Here is a 23237-nt window from a genome sequence, read left to right on the forward strand (position 1 = left end):
CCCCGCCGGCTCGCGGCTGACTCCCCGGGTCAGGACATCACCGCGGCGTCGGCTGACTTGGCCACCCGTTCCGAGTTGCCCTCGTCACCCACCGCGATGCCGCGCCGCTTCGACACGTACACGGCGACGATGATGACCACCAGGGCCAGCGCGGCGATCCCGGCCCGCACGCCCGGGCTGGCGTTGTCGCCGTAGGAGAACTTGACGACCGCCGGGGCGATCAGCAGCGCCACCAGGTTCATGACCTTCAGCAGCGGGTTGATCGCGGGGCCCGCCGTGTCCTTGAAGGGGTCGCCGACCGTGTCGCCGATCACTGTCGCCGCATGCGCCTCGCTTCCCTTACCGCCGTGGTGGCCGTCCTCCACCAGCTTCTTCGCGTTGTCCCACGCGCCGCCGGAGTTCGCGAGGAAGACCGCCATCAGGGTCCCGGTGCCGATCGCGCCGGCCAGGAACGAGCCGAGCGCACCGACCCCGAGGGTGAAGCCGACCGCGATCGGCGCCATCACGGCGAGCAGCCCGGGCGTGGCGAGCTCGCGCAGCGCGTCCTTCGTGCAGATGTCCACGACCCGCCCGTACTCGGGCTTCTCGCTGTAGTCCATGATCCCGGGCTTCTCGCGGAACTGCCGCCGCACCTCGAAGACCACCGAGCCCGCGGAGCGCGACACCGCGTTGATCGCCAGCCCCGAGAAGAGGAAGACGACGGCGGCGCCGAGCACCAGCCCGACGAGGTTGTTCGGCTGCGAGATGTCCAGGCTCAGGCCCGTCTTCCCGGCCACGGTCGTGTGCACATCACGGACCGCCTCGGCGATGGCGTCGCGGTACGAGCCGAAGAGCGCGGAGGCGGCGAGCACCGCCGTCGCGATGGCGATCCCCTTGGTGATCGCCTTGGTGGTGTTGCCGACCGCGTCGAGGTCCGTGAGCACCTGCGCGCCCGCGCCCTTCACATCGCCGGACATCTCGGCGATGCCCTGGGCGTTGTCGGAGACCGGGCCGAAGGTGTCCATCGCGACGATGACGCCCACGGTGGTGAGCAGCCCCGTGCCGGCCAGCGCCACCGCGAACAGCGCCAGCATGATCGAACTGCCGCCGAGCAGGAACGCCCCGTAGACGCTGAGGCCGATCAGCACGGCCGAGTACACCGCGGACTCCAGCCCGACCGAGATCCCGGCGAGCACCACGGTCGCGGGGCCGGTCAGGGACGTCTTGCCGATGTCCCGCACCGGCCGCCGAGTGGTCTCGGTGAAGTAGCCGGTGAGCTGCTGGATGAGCGCGGCGAGCACGATGCCGATGGCGACGGCGACGAGCGCCAGCACGCGCGGGTCCCCGCCGTGGCCGAGGATCTCCCGGTCGGTGACGCCGTGCAGGTCGGCGTAGCTGGACGGCAGATAGATGAAGACGGCCGCCGCCACCAGCGCCATCGAGATCACCGCGGAGATGAAGAAGCCGCGGTTGATGGCGGACATGCCGCTGCGGTCGGAACGCCGCGGGGCCACCGCGAAGATGCCGATCATGGCGGTGACCACGCCGATGGCCGGGACCAGCAGCGGGAACACCAAGCCCGAGTCGCCGAAGGCGGCCTTGCCGAGGATCAGCGCGGCGACCAGGGTCACCGCGTACGACTCGAACAGGTCCGCCGCCATGCCGGCGCAGTCCCCGACGTTGTCGCCGACGTTGTCCGCGATGGTCGCGGCGTTGCGCGGGTCGTCCTCGGGAATGCCCTTTTCCACCTTGCCGACGAGGTCGGCGCCGACGTCGGCGGCCTTGGTGAAGATGCCGCCGCCGACCCGCATGAACATGGCGATCAGGGCCGCGCCGAGGCCGAAGCCCTCGAGCACCTTGGGCGCGTCGGCCGCGTAGACCAGCACCACGCAGGACGCGCCGAGCAGGCCGAGACCGACGGTGAACATGCCGACCACACCGCCGGTGCGGAAAGCGATCTTCATGGCCTTGTGCGAGACGGCCGTCAGATCGACGCCCGCCGCGCCGGCGGCGGATGCCGGGCCGCCGGACGCGCCCGAGGACGGGTCGGCGCCCGGGGTGGAAGACGGGCCGCTTCCATTCACGGGAGTGGCCCCGGACGGCTTGTCGGGTGTGGCCTCACGGGCGGCCGCGGCGACCCGCACATTGCTGCGCACCGCGAGCCACATCCCGATATAGCCGGTGGCCGCGGAGAATCCGGCGCCGATCAGAAAGAACACCGATCGCCCGATGCGCTGCGTCCAGTTGTCCGCCGGCAACAGCATGAGCAGGAAGAACACCACGGCGGCGAATACGCCGAGAGTGCGCAGCTGCCGGGCCAGATAGGCATTCGCGCCTTCCTGGACCGCCGAGGCGATCTTCTTCATGGTGTCGGTGCCCTCGCCGGCCGCGAGTACTTGTCGTACCAGCGTCACCGCGACCGCGAGTGCCGCCACCGCGACCGCGGCGATCACCAGCACGATCACTCTGTTGTCGTCGGTCAGTTCTGCGGCGGCCAGGGTTGGGGGAAGGTCCAGTCGATGAGGGGTGAGTTGCCCCGCCATTCGTCCTCCTTGACGTTTGGCACATGGGCGCGCAGCAGTTCTGCGACCGCAGAAGAGCCGCCACGCTCAGGCGTCCTGAGCTCAAGATGTGGACGGATTGTAGGGAGCGCCACCAGATCAAAACAGGGCGCCGGAATAGGAATTCGCCTGCACCAGCGAAGATCAACAGGTTTCGGCCCCGGGAATTCCCTCGGATGAAGGAACGCGACTAAATCGCTGACGCATAGACAATGATCTCTATAAACGATCTCAGCGTCACATAAAACGATCTCAGCTCATATAAAAAGCCCTGCTCAGCGCATGGCCAGAGCAGGGCGGAGCGCCCTGCGCCGGCATCCGCTTCGGACCCCGGCGCGAGCTGTGGAGCTACGGCAGGAGGGACTGGTTACGGCAGGAGCGACTGGGGGGCGGTGGGCCAGCTCATCCGGATCCGGCCACCGGTGTCGCTCGTCGTCACCTCGACGTCGTCGACAAGCCCGCTGATGACCGCGAGCCCCATCTCGTCCTCACCCTCGGCCGCCGGCTCCTCGTCCACGTCGGGATGGGAGCCGGGCGTCAGCCCGGCGGTTGTCGGCGTCTCGTCGCCGACCTCGATGGAGAACTTCTTCTCCTCGTCGGTCAGGACCACCCGCACCGGGGCCTCCACCCCATGGCTCAGGTGCAGCCCGACCGCGCGCGTGCACGCCTCTCCGACCGCGAGCCTCACCTCGTCGAGCACGGCCTCGTCCACCCCGGCCCGACGCGCCACGGCCGCCGCCACCAGGCGTGCGGTTCTGACGTGCTCGGGCAGCGCGCTGAAGCGGAGTTCGACGGTGGCCATGCCATCCCCCTCGGGCGTATGGGCGTGCATCTCAGGGGCCGGGCGGACCCGCCCGGTGCCCCCTCGTTCTTCCGGTGGGACTGATCAGTCGGTCGCCGCTACGGCGTCGTCGACCGAGGTGTGGATCGGGAACACCTTGGTCAGACCGGTGATACGGAAGATCTTGAGAATGCGCTCCTGGTTGCAGACCAGGCGCAGCGAGCCCTCATGGGCACGCACTCGCTTGAGCCCACCGACGAGCACGCCGAGCCCGGTGGAGTCGAGGAAGTCGACGCCCTCCATGTCGACGACCAGGTGGTAGTTACCGTCGTTGACAAGCTCGACCAGCTGCTCGCGCAGCTTGGGCGCGGTGTATACATCAATCTCGCCACCGACCTCGACGACCGTGCGGTCGCCAACGGTCCGGGTCGACAGGGACAGGTCCACGGATCCTCCAGCACCTTGCATCGAGCGGTCGCCCCCCATGGATCGGCAGCCGCGATGGCATTCAATCACTTACCAGCAGGCGCGCACGACGCCTTGAGCCCATTGTCCGTCAGACCAGTGACAGACTCGGTGTCGATGGCCCACTACCAACTCCCGCGGCAGGCGGGCATACGCACCTCACCCCGCACCGTCCTCGGGCGGCTCACCACGGGGGCGGGCAGGGCTGCGCGCATCACTCATACGGAGCACTTGCCCCCGCGTCCGGGGACCCATGCCGATTGGCCTCACCAGATCCGGCCGGAAGTCGCGGGCGCCATCCAAGCGGCCGGAATCGAGCGCCCGTGGGCCCACCAGGCGCGTACGGCCGAACACGCGCTGCGAGGCGAATCGGTGGTCGTCGCCACGGGCACCGCCTCGGGCAAGTCCCTGGCCTATCTGGCCCCCGTCCTCAGCGCCCTTCTGGACGGCTCGGAGGAGCCCAGCGGGCGGGGCACGACCGCCCTGTACCTCTCCCCCACCAAGGCCCTGGCCGCGGACCAGCGGCGCGCGGTGGCCGACCTGGCGGCGCCGCTGGGCACCGGCATCCGGGCGGCGGTGTACGACGGGGACACCCCGGTCGAGGAGCGGGAGTGGGTCCGCCAGTACGCGAACTACGTGCTCACCAACCCCGACATGCTGCACCGCGGCATCCTGCCCGGCCACCCCAGGTGGTCCTCCTTCCTGCGCGCGCTGCGCTATGTCGTCGTCGACGAGTGCCACACCTACCGCGGCGTCTTCGGCTCCCATGTGGCCCAGGTGCTGCGCAGACTGCGCCGCGTCTGCGCCCGCTACGGCTCCTCCCCCGTCTTCCTGCTCGCCTCCGCCACCGCCGCCGACCCGGCCGTCGCGGCCTCCCGGCTGACCGGACTCCCCGTCGTCGAGATCACCGAGGACTCCTCGCCCCGGGGCGAGGTGGTCTTCGCCCTGTGGGAGCCGCCGCTGACCGAGCTGCACGGCGAGCAGGGCGCCCCGGTCCGCCGCACCGCCACCGCGGAGTCCGCGGACCTGCTCACCGACCTGGCCGTCCAGGGCGTCCGCACGGTCACCTTCGTACGCTCCCGGCGCGGCGCCGAGCTCATCGCCCTGATCGCCCAGGAGCGGCTCGCCGAGGTCGACCGGTCCCTGGCGGGCCGGGTCGCCGCCTACCGCGGCGGCTATCTCCCGGAGGAGCGCCGCGCCCTGGAGCGCGCCCTGCACTCCGGCGACCTCCTCGGGCTCGCCGCCACCACCGCCCTGGAGCTCGGCATGGACGTGGCCGGGCTGGACGCCGTCGTCCTCGCCGGATACCCGGGCACCCGCGCCTCCGTCTGGCAGCAGGCGGGACGGGCCGGGCGCGCCGGCCAGGGCGCGCTGGCGATCCTCGTCGCCCGGGACGACCCGCTGGACACCTACCTCGTCCACCACCCCGAGGCCCTCTTCCAGCAGCCGGTGGAGTCCACCGTGCTGGACCCGGACAATCCGTACGTCCTCGCGCCCCACCTCTGCGCCGCCGCCGCCGAGCTGCCGCTGACCGAGGCGGACCTGGAGCTCTTCGGCCCCGCCACCGACGAGCTGATGCCCCAGCTGGAACAGCGCAGACTGCTCCGCCGCCGGGCGACCGGCTGGCACTGGACCCGCCGTGAGCGCGCCGCCGACCTCACCGACATCCGCGGCGAGGGCGGGCGGCCGGTGCAGGTGGTGGAGGCGGCGACGGGGCGGCTGCTGGGCACCGTGGACGCCTCCGCCGCCCACGCCACCGTCCACGAGGGCGCCGTCCACCTCCACCAGGGCCGCAGCTACCTCGTCAAACAGCTCGACCTCGAGGACTCGGTCGCGCTCGTGGAGGAGGCCAGCCCGCCGTATTCGACCACCGCCCGCGACACGACGGCGATCTCCATCCTGGAGACCACCACCGAGGTCCCCTGGGGCGACGCCCGGCTGTGCTTCGGCTCGGTCGAGGTCACCAACCAGGTCGTCTCCTTCCTGCGCCGCAAACTGATCAGCGGTGAGGTCCTCGGCGAGTCCAGGCTCGACCTCCCGCCCCGCACGCTGCGCACCCGGGCCGTGTGGTGGACGGTCACCGACGACCAGCTGGAGGACGCCCGCGTCCCCCCGGAGGCCCTCGGCGGCGCCCTGCACGCCGCCGAGCACGCCTCCATCGGCATGCTGCCGCTGTTCGCGACCTGCGACCGCTGGGACATCGGCGGGGTCTCCGTCCCGCTGCACCCCGACACGCTCCTCCCGACCGTGTTCGTCTACGACGGCCACCCCGGCGGCGCGGGCTTCGCCGAGCGCGCCTTCCACACCGCCGCCCGCTGGCTCACGGCCACCCGCGAGGCGATCGCCGCCTGTGAGTGCGAGTCCGGCTGTCCGTCCTGCATCCAGTCGCCCAAGTGCGGCAACGGCAACGACCCGCTCGACAAGAAGGCCGCCATCCGCCTCCTGGCCACCCTCCTGGCCAAGGCCCCACCCCAGTCAGCCGACGCCTGACCACGGCGCCTCCCGAGGCGCCGCTCAGGGCGCGACGCTCAGCGGGTCGGGAGCCCGGCCCGGCCGGGTCCCGGTGGGGCGACGGGCTCTCCCGGGTCCGCTCCTGACGGGTCGGCGGCTGGCGGGTCTGCTCCTGACGGGTTCGCTGCTGTCGGGTTCGCTCCTGTCGGGTTCGCTGCTGTCGGGTTCGCTCCTGTCGGGTTCGCTGCTGTCGGGTTCGCTCCTGGGGGTCTGCTCCTGGAGGTCTGCTCCTGGAGGTCTGCTCCTGGAGGTCTGCTCCTGACGGGTCGGCGGCTGGCGGGTCCGCTCCTGCCGGGTCCGCTCCTGCCGGGTCCGCTCCTGAGCGCCCCCGCTCCTGACGGGTCCCCTCCTGACGGGTCCACGGGCGCGGCGCGGGCGCGGGCCTCGGGGGCGAACGGCCCGGCCCGGGCGGCCACCCTGAGATCGGCGACCGCGCCGCGCAGGGCGCACCTCACCACGCGGGTGCCCTGCGCGGCGGCCACCCGCCGGGCGAGGCCGCACGCCACTTCGGCACCCTCCAATCCGTGGTCGGCGGCCGCGAGCGCCGCGAGGTCCGCGGCCGCGCCCGCCCGGTGGCGGGCCACCATGATCTGTCCGGCCACGAGTACGGCCGCGAAGACCGCGCACAGCGCCGTGGCGGTCAGGGCGGTCCACACCGTCGCCGACCCGCGGTCTCCCCCGGCCCTCCTCACGGCATCGCCTCCTTCCCCGCCCCCGCCGCCCCCGCACGACCGGGCTCTTCCCCGGAGCGGCCGGGCCCTTCCCCGGGGCGGTCCGACGGCCGCTCTCCGGGGCCCACCGACTCCTCGGCGAGGGCGACCGCCTCGCCGCGCAGGCGCATCGCCAAGGGGCCGGGGCCGGGCGCCTGGGCCTCGACCCGCACCCGGACCAGGTCCCCTTCCCGCCGCAGCTCGACCCGGGCGCCGCGCGGTGCGGCCGAGCGGGCGGCGGCCAGCGCGGCCTCCCGCGGCTCCGACCGCGCGGCGGCGCGCGCTCCGGCGCGCGCCGCGTCCACACACCGCATCTGCGCGGAGGCTGCCATCAGGCCCCAGATCAGCATCAGCGCGAACACCCCCAGCACCGGCAGCGCGACAGCGGCCTCCGCCGTCACGAACCCCCGGTCGACCGGGTCGCCTGGACCGGACAGGCGGGCCGGGCCGGGCCGGTCGCCCGGGCTGGATCGGCCGGGCGGGCTGGATCGGCCGGGCGGGCCGAAGCGGACGGGCGAGCCGGGCTGGCCGGCCGCGTCAGAACTGCGCATCGAGTGCCTTTCCGATCACGGACCGCAGCGCGTCGTCCACCGTCCCGCCGGTCACCACCTTGTAGAGAACCGCGGCGAAGGCGCATGCCGCGATCGTTCCCATCGCGTACTCGGCGGTCGCCATCCCCGCGTCGGCGCGTGCCCTCGCCGCCGCGTACCGCCGCAAACACCACCGCATCACCATTTCTGCCTCCCCAATCGATGTCGCGTCCCGAGTCGTGAATCCCATGCCGTCCCGCGCCTGCGGCGATCCCGTGCCGGTGACGGCCGTGCTTGTCGCTGCCGGGCGGTCCCTCAGCCACCGCGCGTCAGCCCGGCCGCGAGCCCGAGCATCACCGGCACCACCCCGATCAGCAGAAATCCGGGCAGGTAGCAGGCCCCCAGCGGGGCGGTGGCCAGCACGGTCGCGCGCTGCACCCGGGTGTCCGCCTGTCTCGCCTGTTCGGCCCGGCTGTCGGCGGCCAGCCGGGAGACGGGCTCCACCGCCGGCGCGCCCGTCGTCCCGGCGCGCTCAAGAGCGCGCGCCAGGCCTTGCGCTCCGGGCAGTGCGGCTATGCGCCCCCAAGCGGCGGCCGGTTCGCCTCCGAGCCGCAGCTCCGCCGCGGCCTGGGCGAGCCGCTCGCCGACCGGACCGCCGAGCGACCGCCCCACCGCCTCCGCCGCCTTCCGCGGGCCGGCTCCGGCCGCCAGGCAGGCGGTGAGCAGATCGGCGGCCAGCGGAAGCTGACGCGCCGCGCCGTCCTTCGCGCGCTGCTCCGACCGCTCGCCGTCGGCCGCCCGACGGTGCCGCAGCCACCGCCTCACCCCGTATCCGGCAGCGAGCCCCAGCGCCCAACCCAGCGGGCCCTCGACCAGGACGACGCAGGTGAGCAGGGCCCCGGCCGCCGAAGCCCAGTCCCGCACCGCGTCGGCCGCTCCTTCGGCGCGCCACCTCTCCCGCAGCCCAGGGCAACGCCCCTCCCGCCGGGGCTCCGGCAGCAGCGCGGCGAGCCGACGCCGGGCGGTCCGTACCCGGCGGGCCTCCGTCACCGCTCCCACGACGGACACGGCGGCGACCGAGAGGGCCATCGTGATCCACAGGCTGTGGACAACCTCAGGCGCCATGAGCCCGGTGTCCTTCCCGGCCGGCGGCCGCCCGGATCACCCGCGCGGTCCAGGCGTAGCCGGCCCACTCCAGCAGACAGCCCGCCAGCAGACAGCCCAGCCCGGCCGGGGTGTGCAGCAGCACCCGCAGCGGGTCCGCTCCCAGCGCGGTGCCCATCAGCAGCCCGATGGCGGGCAACAGCGCCAGGACGACGGCCGTGGCCCGGGGGCCAGCCAGCTGGGAGCGCAGCTTCTGCCGCTGGTCCCGCTCGGCTCGCAGCGCCCCCGCGACCCGGTCGAGCCCGGCCGCGAGGCCCGCTCCCTCGTCGACCGCGACCTGCCAGCAGGCCGCGACCCCAATGAGCCCCTCCGCGCCCGGCGACCGGGCCGCCCGGCGCAGCGCCTCCGGCACATCGCCGCCGAACCGCGCCGCCGCCGACACCAGGCCCCACCGCTCCCCGATGTGCCCCGGGGGCGTGGCCAGCAGGGCCTCGACCGGCTGCCGTCCGGCGCGCAGCTCACCCGCCACGGCCCCGCACAGCTCGATCACCGCGGCGGCCCTCCGCTCCCGCTCCCGGTCGTGCTCGCGCCCGCGCCGCCACCGGCCGACGACCGGCACGGCCGCCGCCCCGGCCAGAAGCGGCAGCACCGAGACGCCCACCAGCGCGAGGACGCCTCCGGCCGGGAGGCACAGCAGCTCCCACCCCATCCGCCCGCCGTACGCGGTCCGCCACCGCTCCCGCAGCCAGGCGACCGTCTCGGTCAGCCGACGCCGCGGATCCGCCCCGGCGGGCCCGGCGGATCCGCCGGCCGCGAACAGCAGCCCGGCCCGCCGCAGGTCCCGGTTCCGCCCGGAGATCAGCCAGGCCGCCGCGCCCGCGCACAGCACGGCCGCGCACAGCGGCAGCGCCTCGGGGGCCGCTCCCCCCGTCATCGCTTCCCGGGTCATGCCTCGCCCCCTCCGCGCACACACAGCCGCCGCAGCCGCTCCCATCCCGCCGCTTCCCCGAAGCCCTCGGGGGTCCACACCGCGGCCGGGACGGTGGTCACATAGCCCGCCCGGTCACGGTCCAGCACGTGCAGCTCGGCGATCCTGCGCCGCCCGCCGCGGTCCCGCACCAGATGGATCACGACCGACAGGGCGGCCGCCAACTGGCTGTGCAGCGCGGCCCGGTCGAGACCGGCCGTCGATCCCAGCGCCTCGAGCCGGGCCGGGACGTCCGCCGCCGTATTGGCGTGCACGGTGCCGCAACCGCCCTCGTGGCCGGTGTTGAGGGCGCCGAGGAGATCGGTGACCTCCGGGCCGCGCACCTCACCGACCACCAGCCGGTCCGGGCGCATCCGCAGCGCCTGGCGCACCAGGTCCCGGAGGGTGACCTGGCCCCTGCCCTCCTGGTTGGCGGGCCGGGTCTCCAGCCGGACCACATGCGGATGGTCCGGCCTGAGCTCCGCCGAGTCCTCGGCGAGGACGATCCGCTCGTCCGGCCCCACGAGCCCCAGCAGGGTGCTGAGGAGGGTGGTCTTGCCCGAGCCCGTGCCGCCGCTGATCAGATAGGACAGCCGGGCGTCCAGCATCGCCCGCAGCAGCTTCTGGCCGCCGGGCGGGACGGTGCCCGCCGCCACCAGCTCCTCCAGGGAGAACGCCCGGGGCCTGACCACGCGCAGCGACAGACAGGTCGATCCGACGGCCACCGGGGGCAGCACCGCGTGCAGCCGGGTGCCGTCCGGCAGCCGGGCGTCCACCCAGGGCCTGGCGTCGTCCAGCCGCCGGCCCGCCACGGCGGCGAGGCGCTGGGCGAGCCTGCGCACCGCGGCCGCGTCCGTGAAGGTGACGTCCGTCCGCTCCAGTCCGGCTCCCCGGTCCACCCACACCTCGTCGGGGGCGGTCACCAGGACGTCGGTGACATCGGGGGCGGCGAGCAGGGGCTCCAGCGGCCCGGTGCCGACCAGCTCCGAGCGCAGGGCCTCGACCACCCCCAGGACCTCCGTGTCGCCGAGCAGCCGCCCCTCCTCGCGCAGGGCCGCCGCCACCCGCGCGGACGTCGGCTCTGCCCCGCTGCGGGCCAGCCGCAGCCGCACCGCGTCCAGCAGCTCGGGCGACTCGACGCTCGCGCCGCCCCGCTCGCTCCATCCGACGCTCATGCCCCGCCCCCTCGCTGCTCCGCGCCCTCCAGGGTGCGCGCCCAGAACTCCGCGCAGAACCGGGCGAGCGGTCCGCGGGGGTCGCCGCCCGGCGGCTCGCCGGCGTCCAGCGCGTCCGCCAGCCCGGGCTCCGACGGCAGCTCGCCGGCCAGCGGCAGGTCCAGAAGCCGGGCGATCTGTTCGTCGTCGAGCCCGGGCCCGCAGGGTCCGCGCACCACCGCGCGCAGATCCCGCAGCACCATGCCCACCGTGGACGCCACCCGATGGGCGGCGGCGACCGCCCGCAGCTCGGCGGGCACCACCAGCAGGCCCAGATCCAGCTGGGCGAAGGCCTCGGCCGCCGTGTCGTCCACCCGCCGGGGCAGGTCCACCACCACGACCCCGCCGCGCCGCCGCGCGGCCGCCAGCACCGCCCGCATCGCCGATGGCGCCACGGCCACCGACGGGCCGCGGTCCCAGCTGAGCAGTCGCAGGGAGTGCAGTTGGGGAAGCGACTCCTCCAGCGCGCCGCCGGCGACCCGGCCGCGCGATTCGGAGAAGGCGGGCCACCTCAGGCCCTCCGTGCCCTCGCCGCCGAGCAGCACGTCCAGGCCGCCGCCCAGCGGGTCCGCGTCGACGAGCATGGTGCGCCGCCCCGCGCGGGCGGCGGTGACCGCAAGGGCGCAGGCGAGGGTGCTGGCACCCGCGCCACCGCGCCCGCCGACGACCCCGACGGTGAGGGCCGGGCGGCCGACCCCCTCGGCCACATCGGCGATGCGGTCCACCAGCCAGGTCTCGGCGTCGGGCAGAAACGCCACGTTGTCCGCGCCGAGGGCGACGGCCCGCTGCCAGATGCCGGGGTCGTCGAGATCCCGCCCGATGAGCAGCACCCCTTCCCTGCGGGTAGCCCCCCGCAGCCGGGCCGCGGCGTCGTCGCCGACCAGAATCAGCGGGGCGACCTCCCAGCTGCCCCGGCGCGCCGGCACGCCATGGGCCACTTCCGGCTCGGCCCCCGCCGCCGCGCACAGCCGCAGCAAATCGTCGAGAAGCTCCTCGTCCTCCGTCACGATCAGCGGTCTGCACTGTCGTCCATCCGGCGACGGTCGTTTCGGTGTGATGGATCCAGCCACGATCCCCTCCCCATCTCGTTACGCGCTCTCACTTCCGCGAACGATGAGCGCGAACACCGCGGAGAATCAGCGTCCGACGATCCAGAAAATCTTGGGGATCTTGGTCCAAAACTGGGGACAACTCATCACTTGTGAATATCCCAGTCACCTAAACCAGTGACTTCCGGAGAGCAGCCTTGCGATTACACACAGTCACGGATCAGGCTGGAGGGGCGGAGACGCCGACCGGAGGCCCGGGAGGGGAGATCATCAGGTGAAAAGACCGAAAACGCGTCCGGACATGCGACGACCCCCGCCGGGGGGGAGAGCGGGGGTCGTCCCCACGGCCGACTCGGGGGGGGAGGAGTCGGACCGGGTTAGCACGGTCGCGAACGATCCGTGACTTCCATGGTGTACCCGAGAGCCTTCTCAAGCAAACCCACGCGCCTGAGCTTACGCCGAATGGTGGGCCCTATGCTCGGCGTCGTGGAAAACCACTCGTCGCCTCGGACAGCCGCCTTCTTTGACCTGGACAAGACGGTCATTGCGAAGTCGAGCACGCTCACCTTCAGCAAGTCCTTCTACCAAGGTGGGCTGATCAACCGCCGAGCCGTACTGCGTACCGCATATGCGCAGTTCGTCTTCCTCGCCGGCGGAGCCGATCACGAGCAGATGGAGCGGATGCGGGAGTATCTCTCGGCGCTCTGCCGCGGGTGGAACGTCCAGCAGGTTCGGGAGATCGTCGCCGAGACCCTGCACGACCTCATCGATCCGATCATCTACGACGAGGCCGCCTCCCTCATCGAGGAGCACCACGCCGCGGGCCGCGATGTTGTGATCGTCAGCACCTCCGGGGCCGAGGTCGTCGAGCCGATCGGAGAACTGCTGGGCGCCGACCGGGTGGTGGCCACCCGCATGGTCGTGGAGGACGGGGTGTTCACCGGCGAGGTGGAGTACTACGCCTACGGGCCGACCAAGGCCGAGGCGATCGCCGAGCTGGCCGAGTCCGAGGGCTATGACCTCTCCCGCTGCTACGCCTACAGCGACTCGAACACCGACCTGCCGATGCTGGAGTCCGTCGGCCATCCCCACGCGGTGAACCCGGACCGCGCGCTGCGCCGTGAGGCCGCGGCCCGCGGCTGGCCCGTCCTCTCCTTCAACAAGCCGGTGCGGCTGAAGCAGCGGGTGCCCTCCCTCTCCATGCCGCCGCGTCCGGTGCTGGCCCTGGCCGCCGCGGTGGGCGCGGCGGCCGCCACCGCCGGGCTGGTGTGGTACACCAGCCGGCGCCGCGCCCCGTATGCCGAGGCCTGAGCCCCAGCCAAAGATCTGCGAAGAGCGCTTCCGCTTGGCCGGGCACAGGAGTACAAAGGAATCGAAGGCCCGCGAGACCAGGGGCGCCCGGAAGGGTCCCCCAAAAGCACCACGGCCCACGGACCGAGCATGAATATTGGGCACCCACGCGACGCCGACCCGTCGATTACGGGCCAGCCGCACCAGGTGACGGGCGAAGATCCCGACCTGATGGGCAAGTTTTCGTGCACGCATGGTAACCCGGTGGACATGCCAGCGGCGGTACCGAACTCGGTACCGCCGCAATCATGTCGGGGCCTTCCACCAGGTCAGGCCGCCACCGGTTAGGCCGCCACCAGTTCAGGCGGCGCCGCGCTGCAGGGCCTCGCAGACCGCGGTGGACTCACGGGCCCCCAGCACCACCGCGCGCCCGCAGTGCGCGATCCACGCGCCCATGCCCTCCGGCGTCCCGGAGGCATAGCCCTCCAGCGCCTGGACGTACGCCGCGCCGCCCAGCTCCGCGTGCCCGACCTCGGCCGGGCAGATGGACTTCGGATCAAGTCCGCTTCCGACCAGCACGATCCGCTCCGCCGCCCGGGCCACCAGACCATTGCGGGAGCCGAAGGGCCGCAGGGCCAGCAGCTCCCCGTGCACCACCGCCGCCGTCACCAGCGCCGGGGCCTCGCTCCCCGCGATCAGCAGCCGCGCCAGCCCGTCCAGTCGCCCCGCCGCCTCCTCGGCGTCCGGCAGCCCCAGCTCGATCAGCGGCTCATCGACCGGCTCGCCCGCCAGCCGAGGCCGCCCGACCGCGTCCGCCGCCTCCGTCCCCCCCGCCGCCACCAGATGCAGCCGGGCCAGCACCCGCAGCGGTGACTGCCGCCACACGCTCAGCAGCTGCCCCGCCTCGGCGGTCAGCCGCAGTGCCGCGCCCACCGTGCGCGGCTCACCCTCCGAGCCGAAGTCGCTGCGGCGCCGCACCTCCTCCAGTGCCCAGTCGGCCCCCGCCAGGGCGGCGGAGCCGCGCGCCCCGCGCAGGGCCGCCTCCGACGTGACCTCGTTGCTGCGGCGCCGCATCACCCGGTGGCCGTAGACCCGGTCCACGGCCTGGCGTACGGCGTCCACGGAGTCGGCGACGCCGGGAAGCGCGGCCAGGGCGGCGAGCGGATCTGCTGTCGTACTCATGAGTTCGACCCTACGCACCCGGCGCCCCCGCCCCTCATTGGAGTGGTCTTCTTCACCGCATCCGCCCCACAAGGCGATCACTCGCCTACGCTGACTGAACATGAAGATCGCTTTCGTTGGCAAGGGCGGCAGCGGCAAGACCACGCTGTCCTCGCTGTTCATCCGCCATCTCGCGGCCACCGGCGCTCCCGTCATGGCCGTCGACGCGGACATCAACCAGCACCTCGGCGCGGCCCTGGGCCTGGATGAGCCGGAGGCCGCCGCGCTGCCCGCCATGGGCGCCCACCTCCCCCTGATCAAGGACTATCTGCGCGGCACCAACTCCCGCATCTCCGGTGCCGACACGATGATCAAGACGACTCCGCCGGGCGAGGGCTCGCGGCTGCTGCGGCTCGACGAGGACAATCCGGTCTACGAGGCCTGCGCCCGGACGGTCGGGCTCGACAGCGGGCAGGTCCGCCTGATGGTCACCGGCCCCTTCACCGAGTCGGATCTCGGCGTCGCCTGTTACCACTCCAAGGTCGGCGCGATCGAGCTGTGCCTGAACCATCTGGTCGACGGCCGTGACGAGTTCGTCGTCGTCGACATGACCGCCGGCAGCGACTCCTTCGCCTCGGGCCTCTTCACCCGCTTCGACATGACCTTCCTGGTCGCCGAGCCCACCCGCAAGGGCATCGCCGTCTACCGCCAGTACAAGGAGTACGCCGCCGACTTCGACGTGGCGCTGCGCGTGGTGGGCAACAAGGTGCAGGGCCCGGACGACCTGGACTTCCTGCGCGCGGAAGTCGGCGAGGACCTGCTGGTCACGGTCGGCCACTCGGAATGGGTGCGGGCCATGGAGAAGGGCCGCCCGCCGCGCTTCGAGGAGCTCGAGGAGGTCAACCGCGGTGCGCTGCGGACGATGCGGGAGGCGGTGGACGCGTCGTACGAGCGGCGGGACTGGCGGCGCTACACGCGCCAGATGGTGCACTTCCACCTGAAGAACGCGCAGAGCTGGGGCAACGAGAAGACGGGGGCCGACCTGGCGGCCCAGGTCGACCCCGCCTTCGTGCTGGACGAATCCCTTCGGGCGGAGCGGCCGGCGGCTACCCCCGCTCCCGCCTAGCCGGCAGCGCCGAGTGTGTGGAGGCCGGCTCGGCGGCGAGGAAGTCCGCCCAGCCGCCCTTCGGCCGCTCTCCGACGTCCAGCTTGCGCAGTCGGCGCAGCACGCCGGGGTCCTGTGCGTCCAGCCAGTCGGCCAGCTGCTTGAAGGAGACGCAGCGCACTCCCTTGCGCGGGCAGATCTCCTTGATGGCGTCCTCGACGGCGCGCATGTACGTTCCGCCGTTCCAGGATTCGAAGTGGTTGCCGATGAACAGCGGTGCGCGATTGCCGTCGTACGCCCGGTCGAAGGCGGCGAGCAGGCCGTCGCGCATCTGCTTGCCCCAGGTGGCGTGCTTGGAGGAGTCGCCGTCGGTGGTGCCCGACTGGTTGGCGAGGAAGTTGTAGTCCATCGAGAGGGTCTCGTAGGACTTGCCGGGCACCGGGATCTCCTGCAGCGGGAAGTCCCAGATGCCGCGGATCTTCTTCGGCCAGACCTGGCGGCCGCCCACGGAGCTGGCGTCGTAGCGGAATCCCATCTTCTTGGCCGCCGCGATCAGGTTCTCCTGCCCCTCCAGGCAGGGGGCGCGGCCGCCCACGAGCTCCTTGCCGTAGTCGAAGGGCAGCGGTTCGCCGTTCCGCAGGCCGGTGTTGGTCTTCCAGTGTCTGACGAACGACACGGCCTGCCGGGTCTCGTCGATCCACTCGCCGGGGCTCCAGGTGCCCACTCCGTCGTCCGGGCCGCAGAAGTGGCCGTTGAAGTGGGTGCCGATCTCGTTGCCCTCCCGCCAGGCGGCGGCGAGTTGCTCGACGGTGTCCTTGACGCCCTTGACGTCGTTGAAGCCGATGGACGAGGCGCCGCGCGAATGTCTCGGCGGATCGTAGAGGTCCCGCTTCTCGGTGGGCAGCATGTAGACGCCGCTGAGGAAGTACGTCATCGTCGCGCCGTACTTCTTGCCGACCGCGCGGAAGCGGGAGAAGAGCTTCTGGCCGTCCTGGCCCGCGCCGTCCCAGGAGAAGACGACGAACTGCGGTGGCTTCTCACCCGGTTTCAGCCGCCGGGGGCTTAGCTGTCCCGGCTGCGGCCCGGTGTCGGAGGTCGATCCGTCGCCGATGAGCCGGCCCCGCTTGCGGGCCTGCTCGCGGTGGTCGGCCGCCGGCCCGCCCTGGTGCGCGTCGCGGTTCGCCCGCGGCTGGCCGGGGCTCCCTGAGCGTCCCGAGTCCTCGGAGTTCCCCGTGCAGTTGGCCACCGCGGCCAGGGCGGCCATCACGGCGAACCATGCAGTGACGTTTCTTCTGGCCACCATGCCGCCACCTCGTCTCTCGTGCCGTTCCGCTCCTGGGAATTCGGGTCGAGAGCCAAGCTCGCATGAAATGAGGAAGAGACAGAGGATGACAAGCCATTTCAAATGACTATTCACCCGTTAGATGGAATACAGGCCCGGCTCGCCCGAAAAGACTTCCTGCGACCTTTACTCGGCATTACGATTCATTTACCAACACTTGGGAGTCGGTGCCGGGGTTGGAATCTTGGAAGCCAGACCCGCCTGGAAGCCAGACCCGCCTGGAAGCCAGACCCGCCTGGAAGTCAGACCTGCTTGGCAGCCGGACCGCAGTACGCCGTGACCCACGGCCGTGTGCTCACACGCGGCCGCGAAGCCCCGGAGGAGACGGGAATGTCGCAGCTCTTGAACCGGATCGGTGGGCCCTCCTGCCGTCGGGACCTTTCCGCCTCGATCGTCCTCTTCCTCATCGCGATCCCGCTCTCCCTCGGCATCGCGCTGGCCACAGGCGCCCCGCTGCAGGCCGGGCTGGTCTCCGCCGCCGTGGGTGGGCTCGTGGCCGGGCTGTTGGGGGGTGCCCCTCTCCAGGTCAGCGGGGGCGCGACCGGGCTGGTCGTGGTCACCGCCGAGCTGGTGCAGCGTTACGGTTGGCGTGCCACCTGCGCGATCACCGTGCTCGCCGGCGTGGCCCAAGTCGCCCTCGGGGCCCTGCGGGTGGCGCGGGCGGCGCTCGCGATCAGCCCGGCCATCGTCCACGGGATGCTCGCGGGCATCGGTGTGGTCATCGCCATCGGCCAACTGCATGTGGTGCTCGGCGACAGCCCCGACAGCTCCGTCATCGACAACATCGCCGCCCTGCCCAAGGAATTGAGACATCCGCATCCGGCCGCCCTGCTGGTGGGCGCGATCACGGTCGGGGTGCTCGCCCTGTGGCCACGGCTGCCCGGGAAGGCCGGGCGGGCCGCGCGGGCCGTCCCGGCGGCGCTGGTCGCCGTCGCGGCGGCCACCGCGGTGAGCGCGGGCATGTCCCTGCCGCGCGTCGACCTGCCCTCCTGGAAGTCCCCGGCGCTGCCCGGGATCCCGGAGGGTCCGGTCCTGGGAGTGGTCGCCGCCGTGGTGACGGTCACGCTGGTCGCGAGCATGGAATCGCTGCTGTCCGCCGTCGCCGTCGACCGGCTGCGCACCGCGGAGTCCGGCCCGTGGACGGACGGATGGGGAGCGGCGCGGACGGACGGAGGGGAAGCGGCGCGGGCAGGCGGACGGGAAGCGGCGCGGACGGACGGACGGGGAGCGGCGCCGGAGAGGCGACCCGTCAGGCTGGACCGCGAGCTGGCCGGGCAGGGCGCGGCGAATGTGGTCTCCGGGCTGCTGGGCGGGCTGCCGATCGCCGGAGGTGCCATGCGCGGCTCGGCAAATGTCCGGGCCGGCGCCGTGACCCGTCGATCGACGATGCTGCACGGCGTATGGGTGGCGCTGTGCGCGGGGCTGCTCGCCGGGGTGCTGGAGCTCATTCCGCTCGCCGCGCTCGCCGCGCTGGTCATGGTCGTCGGGGTGAAGATGGTGAGCTTCGCCCACATCAAGAACGTGCAGCGGAACCGGGAGTTCCCGGTGTACGCGGCCACCCTGGGCGCCGTCGTCCTGCTGGGCGTGTTGCAGGGAGTGGCGGTCGGGATCGCGGTCGCGGCCCTGACCGCGCTGCGCCGGCTGACCCACACCCGGATCACCCTGGCCGAGGAGGCCGGGCTGCACCGGGTGCGGGTGAGCGGGCAGCTGACGTTCCTGGCGGTGCCCCGGCTCAGCCGGGCCCTGGCCCAGCTGCCGGCCGGGTCGAGCGTGGTGGTGGAGCTGGGCGGCTGGTTCATGGACCACGCCGCGTACGACGCGCTGCAGTCCTGGGCCGAAGGGCACCGGGCGCGCGGCGGCTGGGTCAGGCTCGGCGGCCGGTCGGGGCGGCCGATCGCCGAGCCGGCCAGTGCCCACGCCTGTCGCCCGTGGACGCCCTGGCGCAACCATCACTGCACCCGCCCCGCCCCGGCGGCCGTGCGGGACGGCGGGGGGCAGCTGCTCGGCGGGGTGAGCGCCTTCCAGCGGCACACCGCGCCACTGGTGCGGGAGGAGCTGGCGCGGCTCGCGCGTGAGGGGCAGCGGCCGACCCAGCTCTTCTTGACCTGCGCCGACTCCCGCCTGGTGACCAGCATGATCACCTCCAGCGGGCCCGGCGACCTGTTCACCGTGCGCAATGTGGGCAATCTGGTGCCCCCGCCGGGCTCCGACGCCTCCTGCGACTCGGTCGGCGCGGCGCTCGAATACGCGGTGGAGGTGCTGAAGGTCGGCAGCATCACGGTGTGCGGACACTCCGGCTGCGGGGCGATGCAGGCGCTGCTCGGCTCGGCGGTGCCCGCGCCGGCCGGTGGACCGAAGCCGCCCATGGCCCAGACGCCGCTCGCGCGGTGGCTGCGCCATGGCCGCCCGAGCCTGGCCAGGATGGAGCGGATCGGACGCCTGGGGCGTGGCGAGGTGGCGCTGGGCGACAGGCCGGTGGCGGATGAGCTGGAGCGGCTGGCGTTGGTCAATGTGGTGCAGCAGCTCGACCATCTGATGGCCCACGGCTGTGTGGCCCGCCGGGTGGCGGAGGGCGAGCTAGTGCTGCAGGGGATGTACTTCCATGTGGGGGAGGCTCAGGCGTATGTGCTGGAGCCGGGGGGATCGGGCAGGTTCTCGGCCGTGCGGCCGGACCACGGGGCGGCGGGCGCCGCCGGCGCGGGCGGCCCGGCGGCGGGGAGCGGGGGCGTCACGGCTCCGGTGGGTTCCGGTGGCGCGGCCGGCGCGGGCGGCGGTTCCCTGCCGGGGTGGCCCGGGTCCCTGGACCTCATGCGATAACAGGTCTAAACCAATTTTTGCCAATCACCCTTGTCAGGGTGCACCGCGGGCTGATGAGCTATGGCCTGGGACACAACGGTCACCCTGGGAATGGGAGATGTCGTGAGCAACGAAAGCCTGGCCAACCTTCTTCGGGAGGAGCGCCGTTTCGCTCCCCCCGCCGACCTGGCCGCGAACGCCAATGTCACCGCGGAGGCGTACGAGCGGGCGAAGGCTGACCGCCTGGGCTTCTGGGCCGAGCAGGCCCGTCGGCTGACCTGGGCCGCCGAACCGAGCGAGACGCTGGACTGGTCGAACCCGCCGTTCGCGAAGTGGTTCGCCGACGGCAAACTCAACGTGGCGTACAACTGCGTCGACCGCCATGTGGAGAACGGGCTGGGCGACCGGGTGGCCATCCACTTCGAGGGCGAGCCCGGGGACACCCGCTCCCTCACCTACGCCGAGTTGCAGCGCGAGGTCTCCCGGGCGGCGAACGCCTTGGTCGAACTCGGGGTCCGGACCGGTGACCGGGTCGCCATCTACATGCCGATGATCCCGGAGACCGTGATCGCGATGCTGGCCTGTGCCCGCATCGGCGCCCCGCACTCCGTGGTCTTCGGCGGCTTCTCGGCCGATGCCCTGGCCACCCGCATCGAGGACGCCGACGCCCGGGTCGTGATCACCGCCGACGGCGGCTACCGCCGGGGCAAGCCGTCCGCGCTCAAGCCCGCCGTGGACGAGGCCCTGACCCGCCCCGGCACCGACAAGGTGCGCCATGTGCTCGTGGTCCGCCGCACCGGCCAGGAGGTCGCCTGGGCCGAGGGCCGCGACGTGTGGTGGCACGAGCTGGTGGACCGCCAGCCCGATCAGCACACCCCCGAGGCGTTCGACGCCGAGCACCCGCTCTTCATCCTCTACACCTCCGGCACGACCGGTAAGCCGAAGGGCATCCTGCACACCACCGGCGGCTACCTCACCCAGATCGCCTACACCCACCAGGCCGTCTTCGACCTCAAGCCGGAGTCGGACGTGTACTGGTGCACGGCGGACGTCGGCTGGGTCACCGGCCACTCGTACATCGTCTACGGGCCGCTGGCCAACGGGGCGACCGAGGTGCTCTACGAGGGCACTCCGGACACCCCGCACCAGGGCCGCTGGTGGGAGATCGTCCAGAAGTACGGCGTCACGATCCTCTACACCGCCCCGACCGCGATCCGCGCCTGCATGAAGTGGGGCGACGACATCCCGGCCAAGTTCGACCTGTCCTCGCTGCGCGTCCTGGGCTCGGTCGGCGAGCCGATCAACCCCGAGGCATGGATCTGGTACCGCAAGCACATCGGCGCGGACCGGACGCCCGTAGTCGACACCTGGTGGCAGACCGAGACCGGCGGGATCATGATCAGCCCGCTGCCGGGTGTCACCGAGACCAAGCCCGGTTCGGCCCAGGTCCCGCTCCCCGGCATCTCCGCCACCGTCGTCGACGACGACGCCAACGAGGTCCCGAACGGCTCCGGCGGCTACCTCGTCCTCACCGAGCCCTGGCCCTCCATGCTCCGCACCATCTGGGGCGACGACCAGCGCTACCTGGACACCTACTGGTCCCGCTTCGAAGGCCGCTACTTCGCGGGCGACGGCGCCAAGAAGGACGACGACGGCGACATCTGGCTGCTCGGCCGGGTCGACGACGTGATGCTGGTCTCCGGCCACAACATCTCCACGACCGAGGTCGAGTCGGCGCTCGTCTCGCACCCCAAGGTCGCCGAGGCCGCCGTCGTGGGGGCCACCGACCCTCAGACCACCCAGGCCATCTGCGCCTTCGTGATTCTCCGAGGCGGCGCGGCGGAGGATGACGGCCTGGTCGAGGAGTTGCGCGCGCATGTGGCCAAGCAGCTCGGCCCGATCGCCAAGCCCAAGCGGATCCTGCCGGTGGCCGAGCTGCCCAAGACCCGCTCCGGCAAGATCATGCGGCGGCTGCTGCGCGATGTCGCCGAGAACCGTGCGCTCGGCGATGTCACCACCCTGACCGACTCCTCCGTTATGGAGCTCATCCAGAGCAAGCTGCCGACCGCGGCCAGCGAGGACTGACCTGGTCAAAGCAGGCGTAGGGGCCTGCGGAAGCGGAGGGCGCCCCGGCCGGGCCGGGCGCCCTCCGCGCATTCCGGTTAGGGTGGGAGGCCTCGCGTGAAGAGCAGCACAAGCACGAGATCTCGAGGGCGCGCCGGGAAGTCTGGTCGGCACACACCACACGTGTATCCGATGCCAGGAGGCTCTCACCCGTGGCCGCGCCCCTCCGCCGCAAGTTCCTCGACCGTCTGACCCTGCCCGAGCGGACCTTCGTCACCGACGCTCTGCGCACCGAAACCGTCGGCGGGGTGATCCTGCTGGTCGCCGCCGTCGCCGCGCTGATCCTCGCGAACACCCCGCTCAGCGGCCTCTACCAGGACGTCAGGGACTTCTCCTTCGGCCCCGACTCGCTGCATCTGCGGCTCTCGGTCGCCTCCTGGGCCGCGGACGGCCTGCTCACCATTTTCTTCTTCGTGGCCGGCATCGAGCTCAAGCGCGAGCTGGTCGCGGGCGAGCTGCGCGACCCCCGGGCGGCGGCCCTCCCCGTCGTGGCCGCGATATGCGGCATGATCATGCCCGCGCTCGTCTTTGTGACCGTGGGCGTGGCCGGCGGCGGCAACCTCCGGGGCTGGGCGGTGCCGACCGCCACCGACATCGCCTTCGCCCTGGCCGTGCTCGCCGTCCTCGGCACCGCGCTGCCCGCCGCCCTGCGCGCGTTCCTGCTCACCCTCGCGGTGGTCGACGACCTCGGCGCGATCCTGATCATCGCGATCTTCTACACCACCCACATCAACCTCGTCGCCCTCGGCCTCTCCTTCGCCGGTCTCGCCGTCTTCTGGACCCTGCACCACAAGGGCGTCCGCGGCTGGTACGTCTATGTCCCGCTCGCCGTCGTCATCTGGTCGCTGATGCACGCCAGCGGGGTGCACTCCACGGTCGCGGGCGTCGCCATGGGCCTGATGCTGCGCTGCACCGTGCGCGAGGGCGAGGAGTGCTCCCCCGCCGAGCGGGTCGAGCACCGGGTGCGCCCCCTGTCGGCCGGTCTCGCCGTCCCGCTGTTCGCCCTCTTCGCCGCCGGGGTCCCGGTCTCCGGCGGCGCCCTCGGGCAGGTCTTCACCCGCCCCGAGACCCTCGGCGTCGTCCTCGGCTTGGTCGTGGGCAAGACCGTCGGCGTCTTCGGCGGCTCCTGGCTCGCCGCCCGCTTCACCAAGGCCGAGCTCAACGAGGACCTGGCCTGGGCGGATGTGTTCGCGGTCGCCTCGCTCGCCGGGATCGGTTTCACCGTCTCCCTGCTCATCGGCGAGCTGGCCTTCCCCGGCGACCCTCGGCTCGCCGCCGAGGTGAAGGCGGCCGTCCTCATCGGCTCGCTGCTCGCCGCGGTCGTGTCGGGCGTCCTGCTGAAGGTGCGCGACCGCAGGTACCGGAAGCTGTGCGAGGAGGAGGAGCGGGACGAGGACCAGGACGGCATCCCCGACGTGTACGAACTGGACAGCCCGGAATACCACCTGCGGATGGCCGCCATCCACGAGGCCAAGGCCGCCGAGCACCGCCGACTTGCCGAAGTGGCTGCCGCGGCCGAGTCCGGTGACGATGGTCCGGCATGATCTG

Annotated in this window: 18 protein-coding genes; 6 read left to right on the forward strand and 12 right to left on the reverse strand. The window is 72.5% G+C overall.

Annotation, left to right across the window (positions count from 1 at the left end):
* Window positions 1-29: 29 nt before the first annotated feature.
* The 3 genes from ABFY07_RS18140 to bldG form a co-directional block, all read right to left on the reverse strand.
* Window positions 30-2522, reverse strand: a complete 2493-nt coding sequence (locus ABFY07_RS18140) for a sodium-translocating pyrophosphatase (RefSeq protein ID WP_346175489.1) — start codon at window positions 2520-2522, stop codon at window positions 30-32.
* A gap of 385 nt (window positions 2523-2907) precedes the next feature.
* The gene (locus tag ABFY07_RS18145) at window positions 2908-3342 is read right to left on the reverse strand and encodes an ATP-binding protein (RefSeq protein ID WP_065961501.1); all 435 of its coding nucleotides are present in this window, start codon (window positions 3340-3342) and stop codon (window positions 2908-2910) included.
* A gap of 84 nt (window positions 3343-3426) precedes the next feature.
* The gene (bldG, locus tag ABFY07_RS18150) at window positions 3427-3768 is read right to left on the reverse strand and encodes an anti-sigma factor antagonist BldG (protein WP_014178436.1); all 342 of its coding nucleotides are present in this window, start codon (window positions 3766-3768) and stop codon (window positions 3427-3429) included.
* Between the two features lie 54 nt (window positions 3769-3822).
* On the opposite strand from bldG, the gene ABFY07_RS18155 reads away from it, so the two are divergent.
* Window positions 3823-6276 carry a DEAD/DEAH box helicase gene (locus ABFY07_RS18155; protein WP_346175490.1) on the forward strand — a complete coding sequence of 818 codons (2454 nt, stop codon included), beginning with the start codon at window positions 3823-3825 and terminating at the stop codon, window positions 6274-6276.
* A gap of 38 nt (window positions 6277-6314) precedes the next feature.
* Here the strand turns inward: ABFY07_RS18155 and ABFY07_RS18160 are convergent, their stop codons facing one another.
* From ABFY07_RS18160 to ssd, 7 genes are all read right to left on the reverse strand, one after another.
* Window positions 6315-6989 (reverse strand): Rv3654c family TadE-like protein, encoded by a 675-nt coding sequence (locus ABFY07_RS18160; RefSeq protein WP_346175491.1) that lies wholly within the window; start codon window positions 6987-6989, stop codon window positions 6315-6317.
* Window positions 6986-7444: a TadE family type IV pilus minor pilin gene (locus tag ABFY07_RS18165; protein WP_346175529.1), complete on the reverse strand. Its 459-nt coding sequence runs from the start codon at window positions 7442-7444 to the stop codon at window positions 6986-6988. The genes ABFY07_RS18160 and ABFY07_RS18165 overlap by 4 nt, the downstream gene beginning before the upstream one ends.
* Window positions 7445-7544: 100 nt before the next feature.
* Complete coding sequence (locus tag ABFY07_RS18170) at window positions 7545-7742, reverse strand: DUF4244 domain-containing protein (RefSeq protein ID WP_065961510.1); 198 nt, start codon at window positions 7740-7742, stop codon at window positions 7545-7547.
* Window positions 7743-7852: 110 nt separating this feature from the next.
* Window positions 7853-8662, reverse strand: coding sequence for a type II secretion system F family protein (locus ABFY07_RS18175; RefSeq protein ID WP_346175492.1), 810 nt, complete (start codon window positions 8660-8662; stop codon window positions 7853-7855).
* On the reverse strand, window positions 8652-9590 hold the full coding sequence (locus ABFY07_RS18180; RefSeq protein ID WP_346175493.1) for a type II secretion system F family protein: 939 nt from the start codon (window positions 9588-9590) through the stop codon (window positions 8652-8654). The genes ABFY07_RS18175 and ABFY07_RS18180 overlap by 11 nt, the downstream gene beginning before the upstream one ends.
* Window positions 9587-10783, reverse strand: a complete 1197-nt coding sequence (locus ABFY07_RS18185; protein ID WP_346175494.1) for a TadA family conjugal transfer-associated ATPase — start codon at window positions 10781-10783, stop codon at window positions 9587-9589. Before ABFY07_RS18185 ends, ABFY07_RS18180 begins: the two co-directional genes overlap by 4 nt.
* Window positions 10780-11892 (reverse strand): septum site-determining protein Ssd, encoded by a 1113-nt coding sequence (ssd, locus tag ABFY07_RS18190; RefSeq protein WP_346175495.1) that lies wholly within the window; start codon window positions 11890-11892, stop codon window positions 10780-10782. The genes ABFY07_RS18185 and ssd overlap by 4 nt, the downstream gene beginning before the upstream one ends.
* A gap of 453 nt (window positions 11893-12345) precedes the next feature.
* Here ssd and ABFY07_RS18195 point away from each other — a divergent pair, with 453 nt between their 5' ends.
* Window positions 12346-13182 carry an HAD family hydrolase gene (locus ABFY07_RS18195; protein ID WP_346175496.1) on the forward strand — a complete coding sequence of 279 codons (837 nt, stop codon included), beginning with the start codon at window positions 12346-12348 and terminating at the stop codon, window positions 13180-13182.
* Window positions 13183-13521: 339 nt separating this feature from the next.
* Here the strand turns inward: ABFY07_RS18195 and ABFY07_RS18200 are convergent, their stop codons facing one another.
* Window positions 13522-14343, reverse strand: a complete 822-nt coding sequence (locus ABFY07_RS18200; protein ID WP_346175497.1) for a Fic family protein — start codon at window positions 14341-14343, stop codon at window positions 13522-13524.
* A 100-nt stretch (window positions 14344-14443) separates the two neighbouring features.
* Here ABFY07_RS18200 and ABFY07_RS18205 point away from each other — a divergent pair, with 100 nt between their 5' ends.
* Window positions 14444-15448: an ATP-binding protein gene (locus tag ABFY07_RS18205; RefSeq protein WP_346175498.1), complete on the forward strand. Its 1005-nt coding sequence runs from the start codon at window positions 14444-14446 to the stop codon at window positions 15446-15448.
* On the opposite strand, the gene ABFY07_RS18210 is transcribed toward ABFY07_RS18205, so the two are convergent.
* The gene (locus tag ABFY07_RS18210; RefSeq protein ID WP_346175499.1) at window positions 15429-16730 is read right to left on the reverse strand and encodes a polysaccharide deacetylase family protein; all 1302 of its coding nucleotides are present in this window, start codon (window positions 16728-16730) and stop codon (window positions 15429-15431) included. The two genes, ABFY07_RS18205 and ABFY07_RS18210, sit on opposite strands and share 20 nt — an antisense overlap.
* A 369-nt stretch (window positions 16731-17099) precedes the next feature.
* On the opposite strand from ABFY07_RS18210, the gene ABFY07_RS18215 reads away from it, so the two are divergent.
* The 3 genes from ABFY07_RS18215 (at window position 17100) to nhaA (ending at window position 23233) form a co-directional block, all read left to right on the forward strand.
* The gene (locus ABFY07_RS18215) at window positions 17100-19586 is read left to right on the forward strand and encodes a bifunctional SulP family inorganic anion transporter/carbonic anhydrase (RefSeq protein WP_346175500.1); all 2487 of its coding nucleotides are present in this window, start codon (window positions 17100-17102) and stop codon (window positions 19584-19586) included.
* A gap of 102 nt (window positions 19587-19688) precedes the next feature.
* Window positions 19689-21650, forward strand: a complete 1962-nt coding sequence (gene acs / locus ABFY07_RS18220) for an acetate--CoA ligase (RefSeq protein WP_065961609.1) — start codon at window positions 19689-19691, stop codon at window positions 21648-21650.
* 191 nt (window positions 21651-21841) lie between these two features.
* Window positions 21842-23233, forward strand: a complete 1392-nt coding sequence (gene nhaA, locus ABFY07_RS18225; protein WP_346175501.1) for a Na+/H+ antiporter NhaA — start codon at window positions 21842-21844, stop codon at window positions 23231-23233.
* The last annotated feature ends 4 nt before the right edge of the window (window positions 23234-23237 follow it).

This window comes from Streptomyces sparsogenes subsp. cuspidosporus (assembly GCF_039532705.1).
GTDB classification, from domain to species: domain Bacteria; phylum Actinomycetota; class Actinomycetes; order Streptomycetales; family Streptomycetaceae; genus Streptomyces; species Streptomyces sparsogenes.